34 protein-coding genes and 1 tRNA gene are annotated in these 25,049 nt (G+C 68.8%); 16 read left to right on the top strand and 19 right to left on the bottom strand.

The genetic code is table 11. The annotated features are described in order from the left end of the window. Window positions 1-26 precede the first annotated feature (26 nt). The 4 genes from ACWEN0_RS09665 to ACWEN0_RS09650 form a co-directional block, all read right to left on the bottom strand. On the bottom strand, window positions 27-344 hold the full coding sequence (locus tag ACWEN0_RS09665; protein WP_451970928.1) for an effector-associated constant component EACC1: 318 nt from the start codon (window positions 342-344) through the stop codon (window positions 27-29). A gap of 100 nt (window positions 345-444) precedes the next feature. Beyond that, a complete protein-coding gene (locus ACWEN0_RS09660) occupies window positions 445-1,086 on the bottom strand; it encodes a hypothetical protein (RefSeq protein WP_451970925.1) in 642 nt (213 codons plus the stop codon). Then, window positions 1,074-1,865: an ABC transporter ATP-binding protein gene (locus ACWEN0_RS09655; protein WP_451970922.1), complete on the bottom strand. Its 792-nt coding sequence runs from the start codon at window positions 1,863-1,865 to the stop codon at window positions 1,074-1,076. The genes ACWEN0_RS09660 and ACWEN0_RS09655 overlap by 13 nt, the downstream gene beginning before the upstream one ends. After that, window positions 1,862-2,506, bottom strand: coding sequence for an aminodeoxychorismate/anthranilate synthase component II (locus ACWEN0_RS09650; protein ID WP_451970919.1), 645 nt, complete (start codon window positions 2,504-2,506; stop codon window positions 1,862-1,864). Before ACWEN0_RS09650 ends, ACWEN0_RS09655 begins: the two co-directional genes overlap by 4 nt. A gap of 112 nt (window positions 2,507-2,618) precedes the next feature. Here ACWEN0_RS09650 and ACWEN0_RS09645 point away from each other — a divergent pair, with 112 nt between their 5' ends. Next, window positions 2,619-3,938, top strand: coding sequence for an FAD-dependent oxidoreductase (locus ACWEN0_RS09645; RefSeq protein WP_451971982.1), 1,320 nt, complete (start codon window positions 2,619-2,621; stop codon window positions 3,936-3,938). Here the strand turns inward: ACWEN0_RS09645 and ACWEN0_RS09640 are convergent. Together ACWEN0_RS09640 and ACWEN0_RS09635 are read right to left on the bottom strand one after the other, a co-directional pair. Continuing rightward, a complete protein-coding gene (locus tag ACWEN0_RS09640) occupies window positions 3,935-4,588 on the bottom strand; it encodes a response regulator (protein WP_451970917.1) in 654 nt (217 codons plus the stop codon). The two genes, ACWEN0_RS09645 and ACWEN0_RS09640, sit on opposite strands and share 4 nt — an antisense overlap. Beyond that, window positions 4,528-6,348, bottom strand: a complete 1,821-nt coding sequence (locus tag ACWEN0_RS09635) for a histidine kinase (RefSeq protein ID WP_451970914.1) — start codon at window positions 6,346-6,348, stop codon at window positions 4,528-4,530. Before ACWEN0_RS09635 ends, ACWEN0_RS09640 begins: the two co-directional genes overlap by 61 nt. A 167-nt stretch (window positions 6,349-6,515) precedes the next feature. On the opposite strand from ACWEN0_RS09635, the gene ACWEN0_RS09630 reads away from it, so the two are divergent. From ACWEN0_RS09630 to ACWEN0_RS09620, 3 genes are all read left to right on the top strand, one after another. Next, on the top strand, window positions 6,516-7,229 hold the full coding sequence (locus tag ACWEN0_RS09630) for an ABC transporter ATP-binding protein (RefSeq protein ID WP_451970912.1): 714 nt from the start codon (window positions 6,516-6,518) through the stop codon (window positions 7,227-7,229). Further along, window positions 7,226-7,960: an ABC transporter permease gene (locus ACWEN0_RS09625; RefSeq protein ID WP_451970909.1), complete on the top strand. Its 735-nt coding sequence runs from the start codon at window positions 7,226-7,228 to the stop codon at window positions 7,958-7,960. The genes ACWEN0_RS09630 and ACWEN0_RS09625 overlap by 4 nt, the downstream gene beginning before the upstream one ends. 92 nt (window positions 7,961-8,052) lie before the next feature. Then, complete coding sequence (locus ACWEN0_RS09620; protein WP_086856199.1) at window positions 8,053-8,445, top strand: SCO5389 family protein; 393 nt, start codon at window positions 8,053-8,055, stop codon at window positions 8,443-8,445. Between the two features lie 43 nt (window positions 8,446-8,488). On the opposite strand, the gene ACWEN0_RS09615 is transcribed toward ACWEN0_RS09620, so the two are convergent. Together ACWEN0_RS09615 and ACWEN0_RS09610 are read right to left on the bottom strand one after the other, a co-directional pair. Continuing rightward, entirely contained in the window at window positions 8,489-8,644 is a 156-nt protein-coding gene (locus ACWEN0_RS09615) for a hypothetical protein (RefSeq protein WP_003079060.1), read from the bottom strand. Then, on the bottom strand, window positions 8,644-9,678 hold the full coding sequence (locus tag ACWEN0_RS09610) for a class E sortase (protein WP_451970906.1): 1,035 nt from the start codon (window positions 9,676-9,678) through the stop codon (window positions 8,644-8,646). Before ACWEN0_RS09610 ends, ACWEN0_RS09615 begins: the two co-directional genes overlap by 1 nt. 242 nt (window positions 9,679-9,920) lie before the next feature. On the opposite strand from ACWEN0_RS09610, the gene crgA reads away from it, so the two are divergent. Together crgA and ACWEN0_RS09600 are read left to right on the top strand one after the other, a co-directional pair. Beyond that, window positions 9,921-10,187, top strand: coding sequence for a cell division protein CrgA (gene crgA, locus ACWEN0_RS09605; protein WP_257922762.1), 267 nt, complete (start codon window positions 9,921-9,923; stop codon window positions 10,185-10,187). A gap of 130 nt (window positions 10,188-10,317) precedes the next feature. After that, the gene (locus tag ACWEN0_RS09600) at window positions 10,318-10,671 is read left to right on the top strand and encodes a PH domain-containing protein (RefSeq protein ID WP_451970903.1); all 354 of its coding nucleotides are present in this window, start codon (window positions 10,318-10,320) and stop codon (window positions 10,669-10,671) included. On the opposite strand, the gene ACWEN0_RS09595 is transcribed toward ACWEN0_RS09600, so the two are convergent. Together ACWEN0_RS09595 and ACWEN0_RS09590 are read right to left on the bottom strand one after the other, a co-directional pair. Next, window positions 10,668-11,624, bottom strand: a complete 957-nt coding sequence (locus tag ACWEN0_RS09595) for a rhomboid family intramembrane serine protease (protein WP_451970900.1) — start codon at window positions 11,622-11,624, stop codon at window positions 10,668-10,670. The two genes, ACWEN0_RS09600 and ACWEN0_RS09595, sit on opposite strands and share 4 nt — an antisense overlap. A 38-nt stretch (window positions 11,625-11,662) precedes the next feature. Further along, window positions 11,663-12,181 (bottom strand): peptidylprolyl isomerase, encoded by a 519-nt coding sequence (locus ACWEN0_RS09590; protein WP_451970897.1) that lies wholly within the window; start codon window positions 12,179-12,181, stop codon window positions 11,663-11,665. Between the two features lie 89 nt (window positions 12,182-12,270). Between ACWEN0_RS09590 and ACWEN0_RS09585 the strand changes: the two genes are divergently transcribed. Then, a complete protein-coding gene (locus tag ACWEN0_RS09585; RefSeq protein WP_451970895.1) occupies window positions 12,271-12,807 on the top strand; it encodes a hypothetical protein in 537 nt (178 codons plus the stop codon). A gap of 63 nt (window positions 12,808-12,870) precedes the next feature. Here the strand turns inward: ACWEN0_RS09585 and ACWEN0_RS09580 are convergent, their stop codons facing one another. Beyond that, window positions 12,871-13,323: a DUF6918 family protein gene (locus tag ACWEN0_RS09580; RefSeq protein ID WP_451970892.1), complete on the bottom strand. Its 453-nt coding sequence runs from the start codon at window positions 13,321-13,323 to the stop codon at window positions 12,871-12,873. A gap of 148 nt (window positions 13,324-13,471) precedes the next feature. Beyond that, window positions 13,472-14,005: a DUF2020 domain-containing protein gene (locus ACWEN0_RS09575; protein ID WP_451970890.1), complete on the bottom strand. Its 534-nt coding sequence runs from the start codon at window positions 14,003-14,005 to the stop codon at window positions 13,472-13,474. 105 nt (window positions 14,006-14,110) lie between these two features. On the opposite strand from ACWEN0_RS09575, the gene ACWEN0_RS09570 reads away from it, so the two are divergent. The 3 genes from ACWEN0_RS09570 to ACWEN0_RS09560 all read left to right on the top strand — a co-directional run bounded on the left by ACWEN0_RS09570 (window position 14,111) and on the right by ACWEN0_RS09560 (window position 16,913). Then, a complete protein-coding gene (locus tag ACWEN0_RS09570; protein ID WP_451970887.1) occupies window positions 14,111-14,791 on the top strand; it encodes a hypothetical protein in 681 nt (226 codons plus the stop codon). 1 nt (window position 14,792) lies between these two features. Beyond that, window positions 14,793-15,431 carry a pyridoxine/pyridoxamine 5'-phosphate oxidase gene (locus ACWEN0_RS09565; RefSeq protein WP_451970884.1) on the top strand — a complete coding sequence of 213 codons (639 nt, stop codon included), beginning with the start codon at window positions 14,793-14,795 and terminating at the stop codon, window positions 15,429-15,431. 93 nt (window positions 15,432-15,524) lie between these two features. Then, window positions 15,525-16,913 (top strand): alpha/beta fold hydrolase, encoded by a 1,389-nt coding sequence (locus tag ACWEN0_RS09560; RefSeq protein ID WP_451970881.1) that lies wholly within the window; start codon window positions 15,525-15,527, stop codon window positions 16,911-16,913. Between the two features lie 12 nt (window positions 16,914-16,925). Here ACWEN0_RS09560 and ACWEN0_RS09555 read toward each other — a convergent pair. The 3 genes from ACWEN0_RS09555 to ACWEN0_RS09545 form a co-directional block, all read right to left on the bottom strand. Further along, a tRNA-Ala gene (locus ACWEN0_RS09555) sits at window positions 16,926-16,998 on the bottom strand. 26 nt (window positions 16,999-17,024) lie between these two features. Then, window positions 17,025-17,192, bottom strand: a complete 168-nt coding sequence (locus tag ACWEN0_RS09550) for a DLW-39 family protein (protein WP_086679331.1) — start codon at window positions 17,190-17,192, stop codon at window positions 17,025-17,027. 336 nt (window positions 17,193-17,528) lie between these two features. Next, the gene (locus ACWEN0_RS09545; protein WP_451970878.1) at window positions 17,529-17,708 is read right to left on the bottom strand and encodes a hypothetical protein; all 180 of its coding nucleotides are present in this window, start codon (window positions 17,706-17,708) and stop codon (window positions 17,529-17,531) included. Window positions 17,709-18,277: 569 nt separating this feature from the next. On the opposite strand from ACWEN0_RS09545, the gene ACWEN0_RS09540 reads away from it, so the two are divergent. Then, on the top strand, window positions 18,278-19,576 hold the full coding sequence (locus tag ACWEN0_RS09540) for a pentapeptide repeat-containing protein (RefSeq protein ID WP_451970875.1): 1,299 nt from the start codon (window positions 18,278-18,280) through the stop codon (window positions 19,574-19,576). A 260-nt stretch (window positions 19,577-19,836) separates the two neighbouring features. Here ACWEN0_RS09540 and ACWEN0_RS09535 read toward each other — a convergent pair whose 3' ends face one another. Both ACWEN0_RS09535 and ACWEN0_RS09530 read right to left on the bottom strand, forming a co-directional pair. Further along, entirely contained in the window at window positions 19,837-20,286 is a 450-nt protein-coding gene (locus ACWEN0_RS09535) for an ImmA/IrrE family metallo-endopeptidase (RefSeq protein WP_451970872.1), read from the bottom strand. An 83-nt stretch (window positions 20,287-20,369) separates the two neighbouring features. Continuing rightward, complete coding sequence (locus tag ACWEN0_RS09530) at window positions 20,370-20,705, bottom strand: helix-turn-helix domain-containing protein (RefSeq protein WP_451970869.1); 336 nt, start codon at window positions 20,703-20,705, stop codon at window positions 20,370-20,372. 165 nt (window positions 20,706-20,870) lie between these two features. Here ACWEN0_RS09530 and ACWEN0_RS09525 point away from each other — a divergent pair, with 165 nt between their 5' ends. Together ACWEN0_RS09525 and ACWEN0_RS09520 are read left to right on the top strand one after the other, a co-directional pair. Next, the gene (locus tag ACWEN0_RS09525) at window positions 20,871-21,143 is read left to right on the top strand and encodes a DUF2188 domain-containing protein (protein WP_451970866.1); all 273 of its coding nucleotides are present in this window, start codon (window positions 20,871-20,873) and stop codon (window positions 21,141-21,143) included. A 35-nt stretch (window positions 21,144-21,178) separates the two neighbouring features. After that, window positions 21,179-21,400 (top strand): DUF2188 domain-containing protein, encoded by a 222-nt coding sequence (locus ACWEN0_RS09520; protein ID WP_451970863.1) that lies wholly within the window; start codon window positions 21,179-21,181, stop codon window positions 21,398-21,400. A 115-nt stretch (window positions 21,401-21,515) separates the two neighbouring features. Here ACWEN0_RS09520 and ACWEN0_RS09515 read toward each other — a convergent pair whose 3' ends face one another. Both ACWEN0_RS09515 and ACWEN0_RS09510 read right to left on the bottom strand, forming a co-directional pair. Continuing rightward, complete coding sequence (locus tag ACWEN0_RS09515) at window positions 21,516-22,730, bottom strand: helix-turn-helix domain-containing protein (protein WP_451970860.1); 1,215 nt, start codon at window positions 22,728-22,730, stop codon at window positions 21,516-21,518. Between the two features lie 33 nt (window positions 22,731-22,763). Further along, window positions 22,764-23,252 (bottom strand): NUDIX domain-containing protein, encoded by a 489-nt coding sequence (locus ACWEN0_RS09510; RefSeq protein WP_451970857.1) that lies wholly within the window; start codon window positions 23,250-23,252, stop codon window positions 22,764-22,766. A 133-nt stretch (window positions 23,253-23,385) separates the two neighbouring features. Between ACWEN0_RS09510 and ACWEN0_RS09505 the strand changes: the two genes are divergently transcribed. The 3 genes from ACWEN0_RS09505 (at window position 23,386) to ACWEN0_RS09495 (ending at window position 24,942) form a co-directional block, all read left to right on the top strand. Further along, window positions 23,386-23,598: a hypothetical protein gene (locus ACWEN0_RS09505; protein WP_451970854.1), complete on the top strand. Its 213-nt coding sequence runs from the start codon at window positions 23,386-23,388 to the stop codon at window positions 23,596-23,598. Between the two features lie 282 nt (window positions 23,599-23,880). Then, window positions 23,881-24,141 carry a hypothetical protein gene (locus tag ACWEN0_RS09500; RefSeq protein ID WP_451970851.1) on the top strand — a complete coding sequence of 87 codons (261 nt, stop codon included), beginning with the start codon at window positions 23,881-23,883 and terminating at the stop codon, window positions 24,139-24,141. 3 nt (window positions 24,142-24,144) lie between these two features. Next, on the top strand, window positions 24,145-24,942 hold the full coding sequence (locus ACWEN0_RS09495; RefSeq protein WP_451970849.1) for a Scr1 family TA system antitoxin-like transcriptional regulator: 798 nt from the start codon (window positions 24,145-24,147) through the stop codon (window positions 24,940-24,942). The last annotated feature ends 107 nt before the right edge of the window (window positions 24,943-25,049 follow it).

Genomic DNA, 25,049 nt, shown 5'->3' with positions numbered 1-25,049 from the left:
TTCGCCGTGCGGGCCCTCTTTCGTTTTCAGGCTTTGTCGAGAAATCCACGGACGGCACCGAGCACCTGCTCGGCGTCACTGGCGGGACCGCAGTCGAGCTCCAGCTCCTCGGCCGCCCCCGAGCGCTTGACCTTCAGGGAGACCCGGCCCTCCCGGCAGCGCCGCAGCCACGCGATCAGCGACCGGCAGAAAACGGCGGCGGACTTGCTGGTGACCCCGACGACGACGGCGTCGAACAACTGGACGCGGCCGCGAAGCTCATCCTCGTCCCGCAACCAGGCGGCGAGCTCCCGGAGCTCACCGTCGGAGTCTGGCCCGGTGATCGCGACGATCCCAGCCGTCACCCCTGCTCCCTTCGCCCAGAACCGGAGAGGCCCCGAACCTTAGTCGGCCCCGAGCGACCGCCGGAACCCCGGCGCGGAAATTGAAGATTGCAAAATGCATTCAGGACCGGCGTTGCACGAGCTTCGAGACGGCGAAGTAGCTCGCGGCCAGCACCACCACGGACGTCACCAGCGCGAGAGCCAGCGGGCCGCCGAGGGGTTCGTCGTCGGTCAGGGCGTGCAGCAGGGGGTGGACCAGCGGGATCTTCGCCAGCAGGACGACGGTCAGGGTGACCACGGCGGCGAGCACCGTCCAGCCGATCCGCTGGACCAGCAGCCGCGAGCACGGCAGGGCGATCGCGATGCCCAGCAGCGTGCACGCGAGGTGGGCGAGCAGGCCGATGCCCAGCGCCGACGGCTGGACCTTGAACGACTTGAGGGCCGACCACGCCTCGGTGATCACCGTGAGGACCAGGGAGCAGGCCAGCACCGTGAAGATCGCGCCGGTGATCATCCGGCGCCACTGCCGCGCGTGGCTCAGGGTGACCAGGCGCTGCACCGGGTCCTCGATGTCGAGCAGCGCGATCGTCAGCCAGCACGACACGACCAACAGCCCGCCGGCGCTGACGCCGAACAGCGGCAACGGCGGCGAATGCGGGTCGGCGTAGAGGATCACGCACAGCGCGAGGTAGGCCAGCAGGGCCGGCAGGTACCGCTGGGAATGGCCGAGCAGCGCCAGGTAGTACCGCGTCAGGGCGAGCACGGCGCCACCTCACGCACCGACCAGCCGTCCTTCAACGCCCGCAGCAGCACCGCGTCCACCGAAGCGACTTCGACCGTGAGCACGAGCTGGGCGCCTTCGACGACCGCGTGCCGCACGCCCGGCTCGTCCGCCCAGTCGGTGCCGTGCCCGCACAGCACGATCCGCGTCGTCGGCTCGGCGCTCTCCGCCGTGAGCCGGCCGTCGGTCATGAGGTGGACGACGTCGGCGTGGTCGTGCACCACCTGCGGCCGGTGGTCGGTGAACACGACGCTCGCGCCGCGCGCCCTCGTCTCGGCGACGAGCTCGCCGAGGATCGCGTGCGTCCCGACGTCGAGGCCGGACCACGGCTCGTCGAGGACCAGGAGGTCCGGGCGCACCAGCACGGCCTGGGCGAGCCCGACCTTCTGCGCGTTGCCCTTCGACAGCGTCCGCAGCGGCGCCGCCGGGCCGCCGACGAGCGCGAGCCGCTCGAGCAGCGGGTCGATCGCCGAGAGGTCGGCGAGGCCGCGGATGCGGGCCATGTGCCGCAGGTACGCCCGCGCGCCCATGCGCTGGCCGGCCGGGAAGCGGTCCGGCAGGTAGCCGATCCGCGGGCTCCCGGTCACGGTGCCGGTGGTGGCGTGCGAGACGCCGGCCATGATCCGCAGCAGCGTCGACTTGCCGGAGCCGTTGCTGCCGAGGACGCCGACGACGTGCCCGGGCTCGACGCTCAGGTCGACGTCGCGGAGGACGAAGTCACCGCGTCCGTACCGCTTGCCGACCCCCGCCAGCCGGATCACGCAACAGCGGCCTTCTGCAGCGCCTTCGTCGCCTTCTCGAGTTCGTCGACGCGGGCCGGGTCGACCGGGTGCCCCGCGGAAGCCAGCCAGTTCGCGAGCATCCGGTGCCCGCCCTCGGTGAGCACGGACTCGGGGTGGAACTGGACGCCTTCGAGCGGCAGCTCGCGGTGGCGCATGCCCATCACGATGCCGGTCCCGGTGCGGCCGGTGACCTCGAAGACGTCGTCCGGAATGGTGTCGGGCACCACGGTCAAGGAGTGGTACCGGGTGGCGGTGAACTCCTCCGGCAGGTCCTTGAGGACGCCGGCGCCGGTGTGGTGGACCTGGCTCGTCTTGCCGTGCAGGAGCTCGGGCGCGCGGTCGACGGTCGCACCGTAGACGACGCCGAGGGCCTGGTGGCCGAGGCAGACGCCGAGCATCGGGGTCGACGTCTCGGCGCACTTGCGGATGACGTCCATGCTCTGACCAGCGCGTTCGGGAGTCCCGGGGCCGGGCGAGACGAGCACGGCGTCGAACTCCGGCACGCGGTCGAGGTCCACGACGTCGTTGCGCCAGACCGTGCAGTCGGCGCCGAGCTGGGCCAGGTACTGGACCAGGTTGTAGACGAAGCTGTCGTAGTTGTCGACGACCAGAACGCGCATGGCACCGAGCTTACCGGCTCTCAACTGGTGGACCGTACGGTAAATCACATTTCGAGTTAGGTGACCCTAACTTACCGTGGAGGGTGTGAGCCGATCTCTTCGCGTAGCCGTCGTGGGCGCTGGTCCCGCCGGAATCTACGCCGCCGACATCCTGGACAAGTCCGACGCCGACGTGACGATCGACCTCTTCGAGCGCATGCCTGCGCCCTTCGGGTTGATCCGCTACGGCGTCGCGCCCGACCACCCGCGCATCAAGGGCATCGTGACCGCGCTCCACAAGGTGCTCGACAAGCCGAACATCCGCCTGCTGGGCAACATCGACTACGGCACCGACATCAAGCTCGACGAGCTGCGCGAGTTCTACGACGCGGTGATCTTCTCGACCGGCGCGTCCGCCGACCGCGCCCTCGACATCCCGGGCATCGACCTCGACGGCAGCTACGGCGCCGCGGACTTCGTCTCCTGGTACGACGGCCACCCGGACGTGCCGCGCACCTGGCCGCTGAACGCCACTTCGGTCGCGGTGCTCGGCGTCGGGAACGTGGCCCTGGACGTCGCGCGCATCCTCGCGAAGACGGCCGACGAGCTGCTGGCCACCGACATCCCCGACAACGTCTACCAGGGCCTTCGCACGAGCCCGATCACCGACGTGCACGTGTTCGGCCGCCGCGGCCCGGCGCAGGCGAAGTTCACGCCGCTGGAGCTGCGCGAGCTGGACCACTCGCCGAACGTCGAGGTCATCGTGTCGCCGGAGGACATCGAGTTCGACGACGGCAGCATCGCCGCGCTGCGGGCGTCGAAGCAGATCGACATGGTCGTGAAGACGCTTCAGGAGTGGGCGATCCGCGAGCCGGGTGACCGGCAGAAGCGGCTGCACCTGCACTTCTTCCACTCGCCCGCCGAAGTCCTCGGCGAAGACGGCCGCGTGACGGGCCTGCGGACCGAGCGCACCGAGCTGACCGGCGACGGGAACGTCCGCGGCACCGGCGAATTCCACGACTGGGACGTCCAGGCGGTCTACCGCGCGGTCGGCTACCTCTCGTCGCACCTGGCCGAGATCCCGTTCGACCACGTCAACGGCGTCGTCCCCAACGAAGCCGGCCGGGTGCTGGACCTGGACGAGAACCAGCTCCCCGGCGTGTACGTGACGGGCTGGATCAAGCGCGGCCCGATCGGCCTGATCGGCCACACGAAGGGCGACGCGGCGGAGACGATCGCGAGCCTGCTGGCGGACGCGGAAACGCTCAGCGCACCGAAGTACGACTCCCCGGACGCGATCCTCGACTTCCTGGCGGCTCGCGGGATCCCGTTCACCACCTGGGAAGGCTGGGGCAAGCTCGACGCGCACGAGAAGGCGCTCGGGCTCGCGGCGGGCCGCGAGCGGATCAAGGTCGTGGAGCGCGACGAGATGACGCGCGTCTCGCGCGGCTAAGACCCCAGGTACGCGAGGACGGCCAGCACACGGCGGTTCGTATCGTCCGAAGCCGCGATGCCGAGCTTCTGGAAGATGTTCGCCGTGTGCTTGCCGACCGCGCCTTCGCTGAAGTGCAGGCGGGCCGCGATCGCCGCGTTCGAACAGCCCTCCGCCATCAGGCCGAGCACTTCGCGCTCGCGGGGCGTCAACGCCGAAAGCGGGTCGGAGGCGTTGCCCGCCACCAGCTTCGCGATCACCTCGGGGTCCATCACCGTGCCGCCCGCGGCGACCCGGCGGACCGCGTCGACGAACTGGTCGGCGTTGAACACCCGGTCCTTCAGCAGGTAGCCGATCGCGCCGGTGCCGTCGGCCAGCAGTTCGCGCGCGTAGAGCTGCTCGACGTGCTGGGACAGCACCAAGATCGGCAGGCCCGGGACCTCGCGGCGCGCGGCCAGGGCGACCTGCAGGCCTTCGTCCGTGTTCGTCGGCGGCATCCGGACGTCCACAATGGACACATCGGGTTTCTCGGCGCGCAACGCCGCCGCCAGCTCCGGCCCGCTGCCGACCGCCGCGACGACGTCGAAGCCGTGCGCTGCCAGCAGGTGCGTCAGGCCGTCTCGGAGGAGGTACTGGTCCTCCGCGATGACGGTTCGGGGTCGAGCTGGCACGGGATCTCCACGGACGCCCTGGTCGGCCCGCCGATCGGGCTGGTCAGGGTCAACCTACCGTCGAAGCCGCCCAGCCGGCGTTCGATTCCGCGCAGTCCCGAACCGAGGGCCGGGACCGCGCCGCCCGGGCCGTCGTCCGTTACGACCACGGTCAGCAGGTCGTCCGAGAAATCCAGCTCGATCGACGCGCGGCCCGCGCCGTGCTTCGCCGCGTTGCCCAGCAGCTCGGACACCGCGAAGTACGTGCACGCCTCGACGGCGTCCTCGACGCGCCCCGGCAGCGAGCCCGTGACCTGCGCCTTCAGCGGGCTGTCGAGCGCCAACGCGCGCACGGCGTCGACCAGCCCGCGCTCGGACAGCACCGGCGGGTGGATGCCGCGGATCAGCACCCGCAGCTCGGTGAGCGCCTCCGACGACGACGCGCGCAGCTCGGCCGCGAGCCGTTTCGCCGCCGCCGGGTCGGTGTCCACGAGCGCTTCGACCGCGCCGAGCTTCATCCCCATCGCGACCAGCCGCGACTGGATCCCGTCGTGCAGGTCGCGTTCGATCCGCCGCAGCTCCGCCGCCTGGGTCACGGTGACGTCGGCGCGGGTCTGCTTGAGCCGTTCGACGCGCGTGGCGAGCCGGGTCGCCTCCGTCGGGCCCAGCCACGCCCGCGCGAACCGGGCCTGCTGCCGCGCGAGCCACGTCGCCGGGGCGACCCCGGCGACGACCAGGGCGAGCGCCACCGGCGTCTGCGCGAGGGCGCCGAGGGGGGTCGAGACCTCGGGGAACGGCCACCACGTCACCGGCGACGACACGAACGGCCGCCACACCCAGAGCGTCACGAGCCCGGCGAGACCCCGGCCGATCAGCACGACCGTCGGCACCACGAGCGCCAGCGAAACGAGCGGGATCACCACGCCACCGGCGAGGTCCCGCCACGTGGCCCGATCGCGCAGGACCCACCGCCTGCGCGCGTATTGGACCGGCCAGAACGGCTCTTCGTACAGCTGCTTGCCGACCTGGAACAGGCCGTCGGGCCGCGGCACCGGCAGCCCCGGCGGCGGCAGGTACGGCCGCGCGATCCGCACGCCGGTCCAGTTGCCGGCTTCACGGCGCAGGGTGTCCGTGATCGTGCGGCTCCACAGGATCACCGGTGCGGCGACCGGCAATGCGCCGGCGATGACGACCAGCTGCCACAAGGAGAAGACGAACATCACCACGCCCAGCGCGAGGATCCCCATCTGGTGGCCCAGCGATTCGAGCCGCCGGTGCAGCCACCGCTTCCGGGACCCGACCGGCGGACGCGGGCCGAGCCACCAGCGCGTCCAATGGCCGTAGCCGCGCAGCACCCCCGGCCCGCCGAGCAGCACCGCGACCGGAAGCAGCACGGTCACCAGCGGGTTGAGCAGCTGCCACGTGAACTCGCGACCGGACGCTGGATCCTCCATGGCCCAGGTGAACCGGCGGTTCCAGCGGATCCAGTACGCGTGCTTGTAGAGCGTGTTGCCGTCGCGGTACCAGCCGTCGCGCTCGCGCTGGGGTTCCGGTGGCTCGGGCCGGTACGGTGCTTCGACCTCGACGCCGCACCAGCGCGCGGCGAGCGCACGGGCCGTCGTCGAACGGTGCCGGGCCCCTTCGACCGCGGGGCCGAGGAAGAAGACCAGGCCGACGCACAGCAGCGCGAACGCGACCAGCTCGACCAGCACGTCGACCCAGCTGAGCAACGAGTGAGCGGCCAGCACGCCGGCCCGCCCGAGCGCACGCAGGTACGTCATCCGGCACCTCCTCCCCCGGATCTTCCCCGGCCGGGCCGCACCGGCGCACGGGCCGAAGCTCCCCGGACGGGGTGGGCCCAGCACCACCCCCGCGTCAGCAAAACCCTACTTGAGCTGGGGTTTCAGCGTCATTATGCGCACGGCCGCGGCTTCGTAGCTTCATAGCCATGCCCCTCATCGAAGTCACCGACCTCCGCAAGCGCTACGGCTCCCGGGTCGCGGTCGACGGCGTTTCGTTCACCGTCGAGCGCGGCGAAGTCTTCGGCATCCTCGGCACGAACGGCGCCGGGAAGACCACCACCGTCGAATGCCTGCAGGGCCTCCGCCGGGCCGACGGCGGCGTGATCTCCGTGCTCGGCCTCGACCCTGCGACCGACCGCGCCGCGTTGACCCGCCGCGTCGGCGTCCAGTTGCAGGAAAGCCAGTTGCCCGCGAAGCTGCGGGTGCGCGAGGCGCTGGAGCTGTTCGCGTCGTTCTACCCGGACCCCGCCGACGTCGACGTCCTGCTCGACCGGCTCGACCTCCGCGACCACTCCCGCAGGTACTTCGGGAAGCTGTCCGGCGGTCAGAAGCAGCGCGTGTCGATCGCGCTCGCCCTGGTGGGCAACCCCGAGCTGGCCATCCTCGACGAGCTGACCACCGGGCTCGACCCGCACGCCCGCCGCGAGACGTGGCGGCTGGTCGAAGGCGTGCGCGCCACCGGTGTCACGGTCCTGCTGGTCACCCACTTCATGGACGAGGCCGAGCGGCTCTGCGACCGCGTCGCGCTCTTCGACGCCGGGCGTGTGATCGCCACCGGCACCCCCGCCGAACTCCGGCAGTCCGTCAACGCCGCCACTTTGGACGACGCCTTCGTCACGCTCACGAGGAGCACGTTGTGAACACCTTCGCCAAGCTCACCGCCACCGAAGCGAAACTCTTCCTCCGCACGCCGTTCATGGCGATCGCGGGTGTCCTGCTGCCGGCCGCGGTGCTGCTCGTGGTCGGGGCCATCCCCGGCATGACGGAGCCCAGCGCCAAGGCCGGCGGCGCCCGGTTCATCGACGCCTGGGTGCCGTCGGTGATCGTCATCAGCCTCGCGATGCTGGCGCTGCAGTCGATCCCGGCCGCCGTCGCCACCTACCGCGAACAGGGCGTGCTGCGCCGGCTGGCCACGACGCCGGTGCACCCGGCGAACCTGCTGGGCGCGCAGCTGCTGATCCACGTCGTCGTCGCGCTGGCCGGCATCGGCGTGACGCTGGGCGCCGCCCACGCGGCGTACGACGTGCCGATGCCGAAGCACCCGCTGCCGTTCCTCCTGACCCTGGTGCTCGGCACGGTCTCGATGTTCTCGTTCGGCCTGCTCGCGGCCGCGGTCGCCCGCACGGCCAAGGCCGCGGGCGGGTTCGCCCTCGTCGCGTTCGTCCCGACGATGTTCTTCGGCGGCGTGTACCTGCCGCGGCCGCTGCTGCCCGAGGTCGTCCGCCGGATCGGCGACTACCTCCCGCCGGGCACGCAGCCGCTGCAGGACACCTGGGTCGGCTCGGGGGTGCAGCCGCTGCAGCTGGTCGTCCTCGCCGGCTTCGCGGTGATCGGCACGGCGTCCGCGGCGAAGCTCTTCCGCTGGGAGTGATCCGCCATAGTGGTGATGATCATCGTTTTCTCTTGTGGCCGGACCACCCGGGCGGTAGCCAAGAAGGTGGCCCTGCTCAAACTGGAGGTTCGATGTCCCTGGACGTGTCACCCGCGCTGCTGGAGAAGGCCGAGCGCGGGGAGGTCACCGACGCCGAGTTCGTCACCTGCGTCAAGGAGTCCCTGCCGTACGCCTGGGAGGTCATCACCGGCGTCATCGCCGACGCCGAGGGGGCGGCGGACGGGTTCGCCGACAACGAGACGCCGCCGCCGAGCGAAGCCGCCCGCGGTCAGCTGTTGCGAGCACTCGCCTCGGACGCGATCCGCGGCGGCCTCGAGCGCCACTTCGGCGTCAAGCTGGCCTTCCAGAACTGCCACCGGGTCGCGGTGTTCAAGACGTCCGAAGTGGACGGTGACCGCTACCGCGCGTTCGTCTCGCCGCGCGGCCAGCTGCTCAACCAGAGCCCGGAACTGCGCGACTGCTAGCCCGCGGCCGCCCCGCCGGCGCACCCGGCGGGGCGGCGACCGCTCAGTTGACCGCGACCTCGTTGAACCACAGGCGCGGCTCGAGCCACGGGAACACCACGAACATCAGGAGCGCCACGACGCCGAGGGCGAGCACCACGGCGATCGTCAGCTTCGCCGCGAACGGGCCCGGCAGCTTCCGCCAGATCCAGGCGTACATCAGGCCTCCCCGATCTTCGAGAGCAGGTCGCCGTAGTCCTTGACCTGGTTCTTCGGCACCTGCTGGGTGAGCACCGACGTGATGATGAGCCGCTCGCGGGCGGAGAACTGCGGGTGGCACGTGGTGAGCGTGAGCAGCGCGGCCTGCTGGGCCTTCGGCAGCGTCTCGGCGTCCTTGTACGGGACCGGGTTGACCGCGGTGCCCTGGCTGGGCAGCACGACCTTGCGGCCGAACGTCTCGCTGTACGCGCCGCCGCCCTCGGCGTTCGGGTCGCGCAGGGTCGAGACGCCCTTGCACTTCGGGTCGGCGCCCTTGCCGCCGGCCCAGTTTTCCATCTCGTCGTCGTAGGGCAGGACCTTGTAGATGTAGAAGTCGGTCGAGGTCTCGATCACGATCTGGTCACAAGATGAGAGGTTGTCCAGGTCGTTGAACGGGGCGCCCTTGCCGACGCGGTGGCCGGCGACGGCGAAGTTGCCGGGCTCGCCGGGCAGCGCCGTGCCCTTGTAGTGGCCGGGGCCGACTTCGAGGGCGGCCTCGTCGGTGCCCTCCTGGATCGTGAAGTTGTAGTCGACGCCGAACGTCGGGATGTGGATGCGGGCGAACGCCTTGCCGTCGATGAGCTCGGGGTGCAGCGTGCGGTCGTGCGCCCACTCGCCGTCGAGCTGGTCGCTGGCCTCGGACTGCTTGCCCGCCGAGAACAGGTCGGTCACGTACAGCTCGTAGACCATGAACAGCAGCACGACCAGGCCCAGCGTGATGAGGATTTCGCCGGCCGTCCGGATCGCGACACCGCCCTTGCCCAGCGGCGGCGGGGCCTTCTTCTCCGCGGTCGCGGTGCCCCCCTTGCCGACCGGGGCGAACACGACCGTCTCCTCGGCCGAGCCGGGCGGGGGCGCGGGGCTGGTGTAGCGCCGCGGCGGCCCCTGCGGACGGCGCGGCGGCGGGCCCTGCGGATCGCGCGGCTGCTGGCCGCGCGGGGCCGGGCGGGGCGGCACCTGGCCGCGCGGGGGCGTGTCGGGGCGGCGCGGGGGCATGGGCCGCTGTCCGGGGGTTCTGCGCCGGTCGTCATCCGGTCCTTCGCGCGTAGCCACGCAAGCTCCTCTCAAGCCGCGTCCGACACTTGGTGACCCCGACGTCACGGTACGGGAAATCCGACCACTCCCGGCCGCTGCTTTCCTGCGGTCGTTTACGTTAACGTGTGCACGTGGCGCTGGTTGCGCACCCCGAGCGGGTCATCGCCACCGACCAGCCCGAAGAGCACCGCGAGGAACTGACGATGCCCAAGTCCAAGGTCCGCAAGAAGACGGCGTACACCCCGCCTGCCGACCGGCGCACGCCGGTGAAGGTGCGGGCGGCCGGCCCCTCCGGCCTCGCCTGGAAGATCCCCATGTTCGGGTTGATGCTCCTGGGCCTGGTCTGGCTGCTGGTGAACTACATCGCCGGGGACAAGATCTCCTGGATGGCCGACCTGGGCAACTGGAACTTCGCCGGCGGGTTCGCGCTGATGATCGCCGGGTTGCTCATGACTATGCGCTGGCGTTGATTATTACTCCGAATGGCGGCTTGACGCCGAATTACACCGGTGTGACTCATCCCCAGTGTGGATAACCCCTGTGGATAACTACCCCACCTCCTGGGCGCCGCGGCCGGCCCTTGTGGTATCGGCCTGGGTGGTGACGGCCTTGCTGCTGGCCGGCGTCGTGGCCGACGCGGTGACCGGCGACCACGGCGGCCTGGTGCTGTTCGCACTGGCGACGCTGGCCGTGGGCGCGTTCGCCGCCCACGCGACGCTCGTCCGGCCGCGGCTGGCCGCCGACACCGAGGGCCTCGTCGCCCGGACGCTGAGCGGCACGCACCGCCTCCCGTGGGCACAGACCCGCACCAGGCTGCGGACCACCCGGCGGCTGGGCCGCGACGGCGTCACGCTCGAGGTCGAGCACGAGGACAAGCTGTACGTCTTCGGCTGGCTCGACCTCGGCGAAGACCCGCGGGACGTCCTGGACGTCCTCAGCACGCTTCGCAGCTAGCCGCAGCTGTAGAGCTGCTGGCCCCGGTACTGGACGAAGTGGCACGTCTGCGCCGCGACCTCGGTGTCCTTGTAGACCAGGAGCCCGATCATCGCGACGACGAGGATGGCGACCCCGGCCGCCTGGTAGGTCGCCTGCCGTGCCTGCGGCGCGTAGAGCATCGCCACGGTGACCAGCGCGCCGGTGACCAGGCCGCCGACGTGGCCGAAGATCGAGATGTTCGCGACGCCGAAGGTGATGAACGCGTTCAGCGCGAGCGTGATGATCAGCCCGGTCGGGTTGAGCCGCAGCTTGAGGACGATGACCGCGTAGGCGCCCATCAGGCCGAACAGCGCGCCGGACGCGCCGGCGGTGCCGCCGTCGAGGTTGTCGAACAGCAGCACGGCCGTGGACGCGCCGAGCATCGAGACGAAGTAGAGCGCGAGGTAGCGGACCTTGCCGAAGACCGGCTCGAGGGCGCGGCCCATCATCCACAGCGAGAACATGTTGACCGCGATGTGGATGGGCCCGTAGTGCAGGAAGCCCGAGGTGAACAGCCGCCACCACTCGCCGGCGCCGAGCGTCGCCTGGCCCCACAGGACGCCGACCTGGAAGACGCCCGACACCTGGTTGTCGTACAGGCTCCGGGCCTGCAGCGCGGTGACGAGGAAGACCAGGACGTTGACGGCGAGGATGACCTGCGTGACGAGGAAGGAGCCCGACAGCCGCGCACCGGTGATCGTGCGCTGGCCGAGGCCCGCTTCCTGGTAGCCGCGGTGCTGCCGGCGCTGCTGCTGGGTGCCGGTGTGCACGCAGTCGGTGCACTGGAAGCCGACGGGGGCCTCGCGGAGGCAGTCCGGGCACGCCGGACGCCCGCACCGGGAACAGCTCAGCCCGGTCGGGCGGTTCGGGTGCCACCAGCACCCGGGGAGCGCGGCTTGCGGTTCGGCGGTGGGGTTCGGCGGTTGGTTCACGATGACACCAACCTACCGAAACCCGTCCGGACGAGCCGTCAGTGCTCGATGGAGACCTTCTCGATCACGACGTCGGTCAGCGGACGGTCCGCCGGGCCGGTCGCGGTGCGCGCGATCGCGTCGACGACGGCGCGCGACTCCTGGTCGGCCACCTCACCGAAGATCGTGTGCCGGAAGTTCAGGTGGGTGGTCGGCGCGACGGTGATGAAGAACTGCGAGCCGTTCGTGCCCGGCCCGGCGTTCGCCATGGCCAGCAGGTACGGCTTGCTGAACTGCAGCTCCGGGTGGAACTCGTCGCCGAACTTGTAGCCGGGGCCACCGCGGCCGGTGCCGGTCGGGTCGCCGCCCTGCAGCATGAAGCCGTCGATGACGCGGTGGAAGATCGAGCCGTCGTAGAAGGGGCCGGAGTTCGTGCCCGCCGCGTTCGGCTGGGTGTACTCCTTGGTGCCCTCCGCCAGCCCGACGAAGTTCGCGACCGTCTTCGGCGCGTGGTCGGGGAACAGGTTCAGGTGGATGTCACCCTGGTTGGTGTGCAGCGTAGCTTTCACGAGCCTCATCGTGCCATCAGCAGCGGGCGGCGGAGAAAAGGGGCACGATAGGTTACGGGTAACAGAGCAGTGTCAAAACGATTGATGAGGTGAAGCCCATGTCCCGGGCGACAGCCCAGGCCGCCGAGACCGCCGACAAACTCGTCACCGAGGGTGTCAAGCAGGGCCGGCGCGCGCAGAAGCAGCTCGCGAAGAAGACCGAGCTGACCCGTAAGGAGCTCAAGAAGAGCTCGAAGGCCGCCCGCCAGGAGGCCCTCGCCCGGCTCTCCGAGCTGCGCAAGCCGGGCCGCAAGGCGAAGAAGGCCGCCATCAAGGCCGCGAAGGCGGCCGGCGAGTCGAAGCGCCGCGGCAAGAAGGACTTCAAGGCGGCGAAGAAGGACTTCTACGCCGCTGTCGTCGAGGCCAAGGCCGCGGCGAAGGGCACCCGCAGCCGTCGCAAGTGGCCGTGGCTGCTCGGCCTGGTCGTGGTCGGCGCCGGTGCCGCCTACGTGCTCCGTTCGAAGCAGGAGCCGCCGGTCGCGCCCGCGCCGCCGAAGGCCACCCCGCCTGCGCCGAAGCCCGCCGAAGCGGCGAAGCCGAGCCCGCAGGCGAACGGCAAGGCGCCGTCCCCGGCGCCCGCCGAGAAGAAGAACTGATCGCGACGCGAAGAAGCCCCCGGCGTGCACCGGGGGCTTCTTCAGTCGTGCCTGGGGATCAGCTCACGCGTTGGCGGCGTGCTTGTCGACCAGCTGGCCGAGGCGGGGCAGCGCCTCTTCGACGTTCTTCTTGCCGTTCGGGCGCAGCTTCGAGTAGACCTTCTTGATGCTGTCGCGGCTGCTCTTCTCCGCGCGCGAGTCGGTGACGCTCAGCAGCGCGTCGGACGCCTCGTCCGAGCGGCCGGCCAGGTAGGCACCGAAGTCGTTGCCGCCCTTGGCCTTGTAGTCGCCGTAGAACGGCTCGAGCGCGACGACGAAGTCGGGGAGCAGCGTGTCGACGGCCGAGGGGATGATGCCCGGCTTGATCTTCTTGACCGCGGCGAAGCCGGTCTTCACGACGGCACCGGAAACGCCGCCCTTGTCGGAGACCTCGGCGTCCACGAGGCCCTCGAAGTCGGTCACGACGGCCGGGCGACGGCTGGAGTCGAGCAGGATTTCCTTGAGGGTGTCAGCCACGAATCTTGTCCTTTTGTCGTTGCAGATTTTGTGCCCTGCCCCGGGGTGGGGATCCCCCGATGGCTGCGGTGCGCGAGTCCACGAAGCCTGCGCGTGACGCACAGGGTAATACAAGATCAACTTCACTCACCCGTGTGGAGCCCACTACCTAGAGCTTCAGGGCGGCGATAGCCTTTTTGACCACTGTGCGTGCCTTCACGCTTTGCTTCTGGTTGGTGGTCGCGATGACGGCCGAAGCCCCTTTCGCGACCGCGTAGACGGCCCCGTCGTCGGTCGACTGGTAACCGCCCTTCCAGCCCGAAGGGTCGCTGGCGGGGTTCGACGTGTCGACCGGCGCCGCCTTGTTGACCAGCGCCGTCGCCGTCTTCGCGTCCCCGACGTACACCCGGACGGTGAGCTGGACCTTCCCGTCCGGGCGGTAGAAGAAGCACGCCGGGTGGGGCCGGTCCGCCGAGATCCGGACCTTCGAGACGTGCTGCCCGTTCGAGTCGGCCACGAACTCGCCGTCCAGATACGGGCAGTCACCGGTCGCCGCCGGCTGGGGATCCGGCGGCAGGTCCCCGCCCGCGTTCGCCCCGGCGGACGCGGACGGCGGGCTGGGGGTCGCGGTACCGGACACGGTCGTGGAGCTGCAGCCGGCCAGCAGGACCACGGCGGGCGCGAGAAGTACGAGTCGTCGCATAGCGCGCACAGTCAACCATGAAGCGTGTGTGAAACCCGCTGGCTGAGCTCGCCGTGACGGGCGAGCGTGCGACGATGGCGTCGTCTCAGTGAGGGAGGTCCCGGCGTGCTCACCCCCGAGCAGTACCTCGGCGCGGTGGCCGAGCGCATCCAGCGCTCCGGCGGCCGGCTGAACTCCGTGCAGATCGGGCCCGCGACGGCCGTCGTCGGGCTGTTCACCGAGTCCGTGATGATGTCGACGATGAACTACTGCGTCGTCGCCGCGGCCGTGCCCGAGGTCAGCGCCGCCGCGTTGTACGACTTCACCGGCCGCGCCACGCAGCACGCCCGCGCGAACATGATCGGCACCGCGGGCTGGACGGCGGCGTCGGTCGTCATCGCCGGGCTCGTCGGCCGGCGCGTGTACCCGGACGCCGCGCAGGCCGCGTCGGCGAAGTCGGGCAACCAGTTCGGTGGCGAGACGCGGATGGTCGCGGTCGACCTCTCGGCCGGGCAGATGTACGCGTTCGTCGGCGGCAAGTTCTGGGGCGCCGCGGTGCAGGGCTCGGTCAACGCCAAGCTGACGTTCTGCTTCCCGCAGCCCGCCGAGGTGTACCAGCAGGTGCAGTGGCAGCAGGCGCAGCAACAACAGCAGCCCGCGCAGCAGCCGCCGCCCGGCTGGCAACAGCAACCGCCGATGGCCGCGCCGCCGGTACCGCCCCCGCCCTACGCCGGCCCGGCCGGCCCACAGCCGCCGGTCTACCCACCGCCGGGGTATCCGCCGCAGCAGGGGCCGTACGGTTACTGACATGGTCGCGTTGCGCGGATGGCCCTCGTTCCCCGAAGAACTTCCCGTGTTCACACCGGAAACGGCACCGGCGGAACCGCGGGACCTGTTCGTCGAATGGCTCAACGAGGCCGGCGAGCACGTCCTGGCCCCGCACGCCGTCACGCTGTCCACAGTGGACGCCGATGGCGCGCCGGACGCACGCGTGGTGATCCTCAAGGACGTCGGGCCGGCCGGCTGGGCGATCGCGACCAGCTCGGAAAGCCCGAAGGGACTGCAGCTGCGCAAGGATCCGCGCGCGGCGCTGACGTTCTTCTGGCCCGGCCGCGGCCGTCAGGTCCGGCTGCGCGGGCCGGTCTCCCCCGCCGCACCCGAGGTGTCCGCCGAGGACTTCCTGGCCCGGCCGCCGGCATCGCGCGTCGAAGCGTTCATCGGGCACCAGTCGCAGGTGCTGCACGACCCGGCGGACCTCGACGCGGCGGCCGCGGAAGCCGAACGCTGGGTCGCCGAAAACCCCGGCGTGGCCCCGGAAACCTGGACGCGGTACCTCGTGGACCCGGACGAAGCCGAGTTCTGGCAGGCCGGCCACGACCGTCGCCACGTCCGGCTGCGGTACCGCAAGACCGACGGCGGCTGGGTCCGCGAGCGCCTCTGGCCTTAGGCCCGCAGCGCGGGATTTCGGCGAGTCGAGGCTGAAGCAAGTATGGCCGTTCGGGGGTATCCCGCACCCGAGCCGGTGTGGCCATGATGGATCATGCGCTCGAAACTGCTGACCGCCGGGCTGGTCCTGGCGTTGACCGCCGCCCTCGGGGGTGTGGCCTCGGCCGACGCGCGTCCTGGGGGACGACCGGAGCTGACGGACTCGCACCCGTGCCCGGGCCAGCCGGGCTTCACGTGCTCGACGTTGACCGTGCCACTCGACCACACCGGCCGCGTGCCCGGCACGATCGACCTGCCGATCGCGACCTCCGACAACGTGGCCGCCCCCAAGGGCGTGCTGCTGTTCCTGACCGGCGGCCCCGGCCAGGGCGGCGTCGGCACCATCCCGCGGATCGCGAACCTGCGGCTGCCGGAGGTCGCGAAGGACTACCGGTTCGTCATGCTCGACCAGCGCGGCACCGGCGCGGGCGCGCTGAACTGCCCGGGCCTGCAGGCGCAGATGGGCAGCTCGGACATCGCGACGCCGACGCCCGACGCGGTCACCGAGTGTGCGCGCATCCTCGGCCGGACGGCGCCGCTGTACTCGACCGACCAGAGTGTCGCGGACTTCGACCAGCTCCGGCAGGCGCTGGGCGTGCCGAAGATGGTGGTCGACGGCGTTTCGTACGGCTCGTTCACGGCCGCGCGGTACGCGATCGCGCACCCGGGCAACGTCAGCAAGGTCATCCTGGATTCGGTGCTGCCGCACGAGGCTTCCGCGTCGGCTTCGCTGTACCTGACGGGCCTGACGGCCGAAGCCCGCGTGCTGCGCGCGGCGTGCGCGGTGGCGCCGGCGTGCGGCTTCGACCCGGCGGACGACCTGGCGTGGGTGGTCCGCCACCGCAGCCCGGCGGACGGCGTCAAGGTCTTCGACGCGATCGTCGCGTACGAGTTCTCGGACCCCACCTACCGTGCCCCGGCAGCGGGCGACCTCATCGGCGCCCTGCACGCGGCCCGCGGGGGTGCGCCCGACCAGCTCGACCAACTGGTGGCGGGCTACACGACCGAGGACGTGGCCCCGAAGGACTTCAGCGCGGGCCTGCACGCGGCGACGTTGTGCGCGGACCAGCGCTTCCCGTGGGGCTCATCGGCCACGCCGGCGGCAGTGCGGCAGCCGTTGCTGTCCTTGGCCGCGCGAACCCTCCCGGCGTCGGCAACCTGGCCGTACACAACGGACGTCGCGACACGGCAGGGCTTCATCCAGAGCTGCCTGCCCTGGCCGGCGGAGCGCGCGGGGTCGAACCCGTCGGGCCGGCTGCCGAACGTCCCGATCCTGCTGCTGAACGGCGACCGCGACTTGTCGACGCCGCTGGAGTGGGCTCGCGAGGAGGCAGCGCGGGCGCCGCAGGGCAAGCTGGTGATCGTGCCGGGCGAGTCCCACTCGATCCAGAACCGCGAACGCGGCCACGCCGGCCGCGACGCCGTGATCAGCTTCCTGAAGTGAGGCAAGAAGAAGTGGAGCTGAGGGGAATCGAACCCCTGACCCCCGCCTTGCAAAGGCGGTGCTCTACCAATTGAGCTACAGCCCCGAGTGCGGGCTCGCGCCCGCGGAAACTCAGTTGTGGGACGCGCCCGCCGGCTTGGCCGGGGTCGTGCCGTTGTTCGAGGGGACCGGCGCGGTCGCCTCGCGCCAGAGGTCGGCTTCCGCCTTGGCCGCCTTGTTGCGCTTGACGACGAACAGGACGCCGCCCGCGATGACCGCGAGTGCCAGCAGCTTCTTCACCGAAGCCCCCTTCTCAGCTTGCTTCCCTTACCCCGCGATGTTACTGCACCGGCGTCGGCCACCGTCGGGGCGGTGGTTCCACGTGGAACCAAGATTGCGCAGGTAACGCACGTCACACGCGCTGGGAAATACGGGGAGGGGGTCTCCCGTTGTACTCACTGGTCGGTGCGCCCACCGTGTCCCCCGGGCCTCAACCACTGCCTTCGCGGAGTTCCGTTCGGCTGGAGCCGCGATGAGCCACTCGCCGAGAGGCGACCGTGGCGCGCATCGACCGTGACCGCTCAGCCCTGCCGGTTCCTTCTCTTCCCGGCAGGGCTGACCTGTATCCGGGCGGGCTCAGAGGCCGAGGTAGTTCCCTTGGTCCCCCACCTGAGGATCGCGCACGTCGTCGTCCTGCCGCGATTGGCGCAGCCCGCCGGCGATCCGCTTCCCGCCCCGGCTGCGGTCCTTCGAGTCCACCACCACCGCGACGGTCAGCAGCACCACGATCACGACCCCTACGATGATCCAACCCATGTCGGCCCCCTTCGCCTCTTCGGAACGTAACCCAGCGGGCCGCGAACCGAACCGGCCCTTGATCAAGACTTAAGGCCGGGAACGACAAAATCCCCGGTTCGAGGGAACCGGGGATCTGTTCGGGGTGGGCCTACCAGGACTTGAACCTGGGACCTCTTCGTTATCAGGCCAAGACCACCCGTTCGCGATCAAGGCGCATGCCGTTGACCTGGGGCTCGAACGTCCGCAGACGTCCTGAGAGGTACTTGGTGATGCAGCCTGATTGTCAGGCGGCTCGTCAGGCTGCACCTACCACTCTGACTAGGCGTAACTACCTCGCTTGCGTGCATTCTCGTACCTCACAGCGACCGACTCGGTGCCTTGCGAGCGGTGACTCACGTCACTGCTCGCAGAGTGATTCAACGCGGCGCCGAGGCGATGGACAGCATCTTCGCCGGCACGTAAGCGGGAGACCGAATCGCGAATCTCCCTCTCCTCGTCCGCCTACGGAGAACCGATCTTCAGCGGGGCTTGCTCGTCGTCTGCAGTTGAGATGTAGCAGTGAGTCAACCTGCGACGACTGTCTCTCTATGGAGAACGACGCGCACGTCATGGGTCGACGGCGAGCGAGCGGCGCATTTGTAGCGGCTTTGGCGCTCCTCTTGCTTGGTGTTGTGGTGCTGTTGGACTTGATCGACTGGTCGAGCATCGGGCGATGGAGCTTGCCGAGAGCACCATGGTTAGCGACGTTCGCAGCAGCCGCAGTCTTTGCAATCATCGGCGGCTGGCACTGGCGGAGACCGGAGCGTCCGTCACGCTCACGGCCGCCAGGTCTGAGCTGGTGGTTGGTGATCACTGCGGGGGTGGTGGTTGGGATGGTCGCTTGGGGCGCGACGAGCTGGCTACTCGCAGAGGCTGACTCCGCCAAAGACCGCGGCTCGGCACGTGTTGATGCCATTAAGACTGGTCTCGGCATCGGCGCCGGTACTACTGGCATCTTCGCTTTGCTGCTCGCTGTCCGACGCCAGATTCATCAGGAAAACGCCACGGCCGACACCACCCTGGACGCTACCGAACGTCGCGTCACAGAGCTTTACACCAAGGCCGTCGAGCAACTCGGCTCCCCCAAAGCCCCCGTTCGACTCGGAGGTCTTTACGCACTCGAACGCCTCGGTCAGAATCACCCGGATCAGCGCGCCACCATCGTCAACGTCATCTGTGCATACCTGCGGATGCGCTATACGGTTCCGGCGGAGCCGCCTGAAGACGCGAGTCCTGACCAACTTGACCGCTACGAAGACCGAGCCCAAGAAGCTCAAGTACGCATTACCGCCCAGCGCATCCTTCATCGGCATCGCGAGCTACCCTCAACGAGCCCAATCTTCTGGGATGACGTCGCCATCATCATCGACCTCACTCACGCGAACATGGCCGGCGCGGACCTCACCCTCTCGAGGCTCGTAGCTACGGACTTCACGCATGCGAGGCTTGCAGACGCGAACTTCCTGAAGTCGAACCTCTCCTACTCAACTTTCGTGCATGCAGATCTCCGCGATGCGAAGTTGCGTTACGTGGTACTCGATGGGGCGAACCTCACACATGCAGACCTCAGCGATGCAGAACTGACTGGAGCATCGCTTTGTGAGACTGACCTCACCCGCGCGAACCTCAGCCGGGCGAATCTCCAAGGCGCAGACCTCACCGGTGCGGATCTCACTCGGGCCGACCTCAGAGGCGCAAACGTCGAGCTTGCAAAACTGGAAGGCACTAACCTCACCGCTGTGCTTATCGACAAAGATACGCGGATCAACCTTCCGCCAGAGTTCTTCGCGCTGGACGCGGACGAACTGGTGCGTCAGCAGGCCTCCCCAGACGCTGCACCTAAGTGACGCTCGTAGGCTGTCAGCCTTGGCCAACACCCCACGGCTAGTGAACCGCAACTCGGCGCCATCGCCCGACAAGACGACCTGCTGATGGCCAAAAGTAGAGCCTTCCTAATCAACCCAGAGGCGCGTGACCTCATGATCAACGTCCGCGCACGTCCGTCTAAGTACCGGACGATGCGAGGTGGTTGTCGGTCAAATCGTCAGGTCGCCGAACGTCAGCCAGGCGCTCAACCAAGCGAGCGACGCTGGGGACTCGCGGAGCGCTAGCCGCTAAAAATCCCCAGGTTCATCAGTCTGAAGCGCATCGCCTCGGTGCTGACATCAAATTCCTTCGCGAGACTCAGAGTCAAGGCGTCACGATCGTTGACCCCAAGCTGAAGTTCACGATCCACCGCGGCCTGCATCCAGGTTCGAGGCATCAGCAGGGCGGCTGCGAACGAGTTAGCTTCGATCTCTTCGGTATCTGTAGCCGCACTTGACACTTCGTCTCGCTTATTAATCCTGATCGTATGATCAACAATCAGCGGGCGGCCTTCGTGCATCTGCCAGTGTCCCAACTCATGCGCGATCGAGAACCGCTGCCGTCGACGCGACTGGCGACTATTTACCCCGATAATAATCCTTCTGCCATCCCTCACGAGGAAGGCAGACTCAGAACCATTAGAGGGCGCCCGCACCACTTGAATGCCGGCCCGAGAAGCAATCTCCTCCACCGGAACAGGAGGCGACGTAATCCCTTGTTGCACGAGAAACCGCTCGGCTTCTACGACTGCACGTGGGCGTTTATACATGGCCGCTAAGCACTTCCGGCACGTCGAGCAACCGCACTTAGAAAGTCTACTGTAGTCGCAGGTTGTTCATCGATACCATGAATTTCCACAAGATTATTCCGACCATACTCAGGAGTATGAATGAGGTCACCCACATGAAGGTTCAAGACAATCGCCATTTGAACGAGCCCATGCAGTTGAACCCGCTGTCGGCCAGCTTCAATATTAGCGATCGACGATCTAGTAAGTCCGAGCGCTATAGCTAGATCAGTCTGCGTGATCTTCTGACGAATGCGCGCTTCTTTGATTTTGTTGCCCACGACAGAGTAGAAGTCATTGATCTCTTCTTCTGACCACTTCATGCCTTGCCTCCTTTCTCCTATAGCACATACTTGCACGTTTGCCAAACAAACGCCAGACGTGGCCGAGTGTGCGCCCTCACTGCTTGCGCGGCCTCGGCCGAGCAGGTACGTTGTTTCGCTAACGAGCAACCGCTCGGAGAGTTTGTGTAAGTCAACACTGGTGGCTTGGACCTGCACAAGGAGTCGATCTTGACTGGAAAGAACAACCGGGATGTGGTCCCGAACAAGGACCGTGGCGGCTGGGACGTGACAGCTCCGGGCGCGTCGCGAGCGAGTAGTCACCACGACACGCAGGCGGAGGCGATCGACCGCGGCCGGCAGATCGTCCACAACGCAGGTGGTGGCGAGCTTCGCATCCACAACGTGAGGGGACAGATTCGCGATTCGGACACGATCGCGCCCGGCAACGACCCGAACCCGCCCCGGGATCGGAAGTAGGCGTCCTCGGACGGGACGCCTGGGAGGAGAGAGTCATGAGCCGTAAGAAGTACTGGGTTGTTCCCAACAGCGGGAACTGGGACGTCAAGCACGAGGGCAACGTGCTGTCGAGTCACTACCTGAAGGAAGCTGCTGTTAAGGCTGGCACGAAGGTGGCTAAGGCCAACGAGCCCAGCCAGCTAATCATCAAGCGTGCGGACGGGACTATCGAAAAGGAGTACACGTACGGTAACGACCCGTATCCGCCGGTCGGCTAACAGTCAGCACGAAACAAGCACCGCGCCGTGGGTACCGGCGCGGTGCTTGTTCGTTCGAGGTTAGCGGGCACCGAGGAGTGTCGATACGACCGATCGTATGGTCCTAAGCGGTTGTCTACTCAACCACGCCGTAGTGACTCGCGAGCGCGGCGAACTCCGAACCTTGGCGTCGAGTAGCTCGATCGACAAGACGACGCATCGTGGTCTTACCGAGCGGCTGGTAGCGGACCCAGTCGGGCGCAAGGTCGCGTGCCTCGGCGAGCCAAGCCAGCGCATCCCGATCGTGGCGGAGGTCGGCCGCCGCCGCAGCGAGCAGCAACCGGTGGCCGGCCTCCCAGAACGCCGGGACGTCTCCTGTCGTGTCCGGCACGGCGGCCGCCAGGCGGAGCGCCTGTTCGGGGTCGCCCGCCCGCGCGGCAAGCTCGACGTTCTGCAGAGCGGCCACGCGCGGCCCGAAGATCGCAGCCTCCGAAGCTGTGTCGCCGCGTGACCGGATCGCAGCAGCGTGAGCCGCGGCAAGGAGGTCCTCGGCGCGGCCAGCGCTCCCAGTACGGAGTGCCGCGGTTGCGGCGTTGAACAGCAGGTTGCCGAACACGCCGGCGCGGACCGGGTCGCGGTCCAGCATGCGCGGTTCGATCGCGGCCGCGGCCTGGGTAGCGACGCGCTCAGCGTCCTCGGCACGCCCCTGGCGGACCAGCGTCCACGCCAAGTAGCGCAGTGAAATTGCGGCCTCGACCTCGGGAGCGTCCGACTCGGCCGCGGCCTCTATCGCCCGAGCAGCGGAGGTGTACGCCAAGTCGTCGAAGCCGAGTCGACCCGCGATGCCGGCGCCGAGCCGGTACGCGGTCGACAGGACGCGGTGCGCGCCGGCGCGCTTCTCGTCGCGGGTGTCGCGGACGCCTCGGCGGGCGTCGGCCAGGACGACCGGCAGCGCGTGCAGCAGCTCGGCGTGACGCCCGTCGACATACGCCCGCCAGGCGGCGTGCGCGCTGGCTGTGAGTTCTGGTAACGGCAGCAGCTCGCGGGTGTCGGCCAGGTCGTCAAGACCGGGAATGGAGGCATCCGCGGTGATCGCCCGGCGGAGCGGAGCCACATCGACATCGCGGGAGTGCGGGGCCGGCAGTGTGCCGAGCAGCGCATCGACGGGGACGCCGAGCGCGGCCGCGAGCTTGCGGAGTGTGGCCGGGCGGCTGGTCGTTCGAGTGCCCTGCTCGATGCGCGCCACTGTGTCGACACCGACCGAGGCAGCCTCGGCCAGGCCCTCTTGCGAGAAGTCGCGGGCTTTGCGGATGCGCGTCAGGTTCTCGGCGAGCGGGTTGTGAGCGGTCATCCGTCCTCCGGCTGTGTGCACGCAGTAACCAGACTACTGCGCTATGCGCCTGCCGTCCTCACATATCAGCAGCTCACCGGCGCGCGCAGCGTCGAGGGCAACCGCAATCCGGCGCGCGAGGATCGGCTTCAGGCGCGATGCCGCAGTGTCGAGCGGCAGCAGCTCCACCGACAGGATCTCGGGGTCCGTGATCTTCAAGGCCTTGATCTCGGCCTCGGCGACCAGCCCGCCGTCGAAGACGTACGCCATCCCCTCTGGCATGCGCAAGTCGTCCGGGATGTAGTCGATCACCAGCAGGTTGCCGAGCGGCCGATCGATGCCGACCTCTTCCGCGACCTCCCGGGCCGCCGTGCGCCAGGGCGGCTCGCCCTCCTCGCACGCACCGCCCGGGATGTCCCAGTGCGGCTTGTACGACGGCTCGACGAACAACACACGGTCGGCCTCGTCGCGAAAGAGGACGCCGGCGGACATGCGCTTGCGGTTGAGCGAGCGCACGTACTCGTCGAAGGGGAGCAAGTCCACGAGGCGAGGCTACCGGCGGCGAGCGTCGTCCCGCTGATCTATGCCTTTCACGCCTAGTTCATAGGCGTTGAACTGCCGAAATCATGGTTACCAGCTGTGTTTTAAGTGTCCGGATTCGACGACAGTTGATCAGGTGACGGCACAAGACGGGGGCTCGACCGGGCGCAAGGACCGGCCGACGTTCTGGTGCGGCGCCTCGCTGTTCAACACCAGCGGCCAGCGGCTCAACGAGATCGACTGGAGTACGGCGCATCACCCGAAGACGCACGCGGACATGACCGATGCCGACTGGGAGCAGGCCGCCACCGCGCTTCGGGCGTTCGAGATCGAGCGAGGGCTTCGGTGACCGCGTTGGATGACCGCCCTGTCCGGCGTCCGCCCAGCCCTCGGCGTGACTTCTGGGAGTGGCACGAGTTCACCGACGGCGACGGCTGGGCTCACCTGTACCTGCACTCGGAGATGGCGAACCCGCGCCTTGTCCTGCTGCTGCCCTGGTGCTTGATCAACGATCCGTTTCCGCTGGAGCACGACCGCCCGAGCGTTAGCCGCGGTCGGGTGATCCCGAAACCTGGCCGGGTCTGCCCTGTCTGCGCGAGCCAGAACGAGCACCGGCGAATCGAGGTGCCGCGTGCACGCGCGTGATCGCGAACTGCTGGCCGGCCTCTCGAAGATGAACTCCAGCATCGGGAGCGTGACGGTCGAGCTGCTGACCCTCCAGCCCAACGACGCGCGCTATGCGGCGGCGTTGCGCACACTCGCCCGTCAGCTGGCGCAGGTCGGCGCCGCACTGGCCCGGCGCGCCGGCGAGTTGGACGGCGTCGACGCCGATCTGGTGAGTCTGCTGGACGTACCGAGCGAAGACACTCAACGACTGAACGGAGCGGGTTGAACCGTGACCGACGCTGCACCCCGACCTGCCCTCATCGCGCTCGCAGACGGCCTCCGCGATGCCCGTACCCGCCGTGGCGTCGGCCTCCGCCGGCTCGCCGACATGATCAACCTTCACCCGGGAGTGCTGTCGAGTTACGAACTTGGCAAACGCATACCGCCGGACACGACCGTGGCGCACATCCTCGGCGTCCTACGCTCGCCGACTGCCGTGTGCGATCAGCTCGTCGACCTCGCCCGCCGCGCCCACGAACGAGACTTAATCGACCACGCCGGGCGCGCTGAAGACCTCCTGCGGACGACGTATGAGCAGCGGTCAACGCACGTCTTCGAGTGGTCACCGACCCTGATTCCGGAGGCCTTGCAGACCATCGAGTACGCCCGCACGCTGCGGGCCACGGGCCTGGTCGAGCCCAGCTCTCACGCCGGCCGCCGATCGCTCGCCCAGACGGTCCAGGAACTCACTTCGCCGACGGGCAGGGAGCCGCGACGCACCTACCTGATCGGCGAGGCCGCTACTCGTTCCGATTTCGGCTCGGCGGACGAGTTCCGCGCCCAGCTCGACGCGGTGATCGCTCTGACACGCCATCCGCGTATGTCCGTCCGTCTCGTTCCAGCAGTCGAGTGCCCGCCCGGCCTGGTCGAGCGATTCACCCTGTACGAGAACCGTGCTGGTGCCTTCACGGTCGCCGTGCCGCACCACCGCGGAGCCGTCTTCATCACGCACGAAGACACCGTGACGGCCTACAGGAAGACCGCTAAGGCGCTACAGCGCCACGCCACCGACACCGGATGGCTTTAACCAGCTCCCGGCCGGCGCGTCCTGACCTCCCTCCGGGCGGCGCGCTGGCCGGGTTCCACCCACGCGTCATTCGCCGCGCACACGTTCCCGCCGAAGCTCTAGCCTGG

The sequence above is a fragment of the Amycolatopsis sp. NPDC004378 genome (assembly GCF_053602455.1).
Note: the sequence above shows the minus strand (reverse complement) of the source record. Positions and strands in the feature narration are given on the sequence as shown.

What these genes read in the sequence shown, in the direction of transcription:
- ACWEN0_RS09650 (WP_451970919.1), bottom strand. Translation starts at nt 2,506, where the DNA reads ATGCGCGTTCTGGTCGTCGACAACTACGACAGCTTCGTCTACAACCTG.
- ACWEN0_RS09635 (WP_451970914.1), bottom strand. Translation starts at nt 6,348, where the DNA reads ATGACGTACCTGCGTGCGCTCGGGCGGGCCGGCGTGCTGGCCGCTCAC.
- ACWEN0_RS09630 (WP_451970912.1), top strand. Translation starts at nt 6,516, where the DNA reads ATGCCCCTCATCGAAGTCACCGACCTCCGCAAGCGCTACGGCTCCCGG.
- ACWEN0_RS09620 (WP_086856199.1), top strand. Translation starts at nt 8,053, where the DNA reads ATGTCCCTGGACGTGTCACCCGCGCTGCTGGAGAAGGCCGAGCGCGGG.
- ACWEN0_RS09615 (WP_003079060.1), bottom strand. Translation starts at nt 8,644, where the DNA reads ATGTACGCCTGGATCTGGCGGAAGCTGCCGGGCCCGTTCGCGGCGAAG.
- ACWEN0_RS09610 (WP_451970906.1), bottom strand. Translation starts at nt 9,678, where the DNA reads ATGCCCCCGCGCCGCCCCGACACGCCCCCGCGCGGCCAGGTGCCGCCC.
- crgA (WP_257922762.1), top strand. Translation starts at nt 9,921, where the DNA reads ATGCCCAAGTCCAAGGTCCGCAAGAAGACGGCGTACACCCCGCCTGCC.
- ACWEN0_RS09590 (WP_451970897.1), bottom strand. Translation starts at nt 12,181, where the DNA reads ATGAGGCTCGTGAAAGCTACGCTGCACACCAACCAGGGTGACATCCAC.
- ACWEN0_RS09585 (WP_451970895.1), top strand. Translation starts at nt 12,271, where the DNA reads ATGTCCCGGGCGACAGCCCAGGCCGCCGAGACCGCCGACAAACTCGTC.
- ACWEN0_RS09575 (WP_451970890.1), bottom strand. Translation starts at nt 14,005, where the DNA reads ATGCGACGACTCGTACTTCTCGCGCCCGCCGTGGTCCTGCTGGCCGGC.
- ACWEN0_RS09565 (WP_451970884.1), top strand. Translation starts at nt 14,793, where the DNA reads ATGGTCGCGTTGCGCGGATGGCCCTCGTTCCCCGAAGAACTTCCCGTG.
- ACWEN0_RS09560 (WP_451970881.1), top strand. Translation starts at nt 15,525, where the DNA reads ATGCGCTCGAAACTGCTGACCGCCGGGCTGGTCCTGGCGTTGACCGCC.
- ACWEN0_RS09545 (WP_451970878.1), bottom strand. Translation starts at nt 17,708, where the DNA reads ATGGGTTGGATCATCGTAGGGGTCGTGATCGTGGTGCTGCTGACCGTC.
- ACWEN0_RS09540 (WP_451970875.1), top strand. Translation starts at nt 18,278, where the DNA reads ATGGAGAACGACGCGCACGTCATGGGTCGACGGCGAGCGAGCGGCGCA.
- ACWEN0_RS09530 (WP_451970869.1), bottom strand. Translation starts at nt 20,705, where the DNA reads ATGAAGTGGTCAGAAGAAGAGATCAATGACTTCTACTCTGTCGTGGGC.
- ACWEN0_RS09520 (WP_451970863.1), top strand. Translation starts at nt 21,179, where the DNA reads ATGAGCCGTAAGAAGTACTGGGTTGTTCCCAACAGCGGGAACTGGGAC.
- ACWEN0_RS09515 (WP_451970860.1), bottom strand. Translation starts at nt 22,730, where the DNA reads ATGACCGCTCACAACCCGCTCGCCGAGAACCTGACGCGCATCCGCAAA.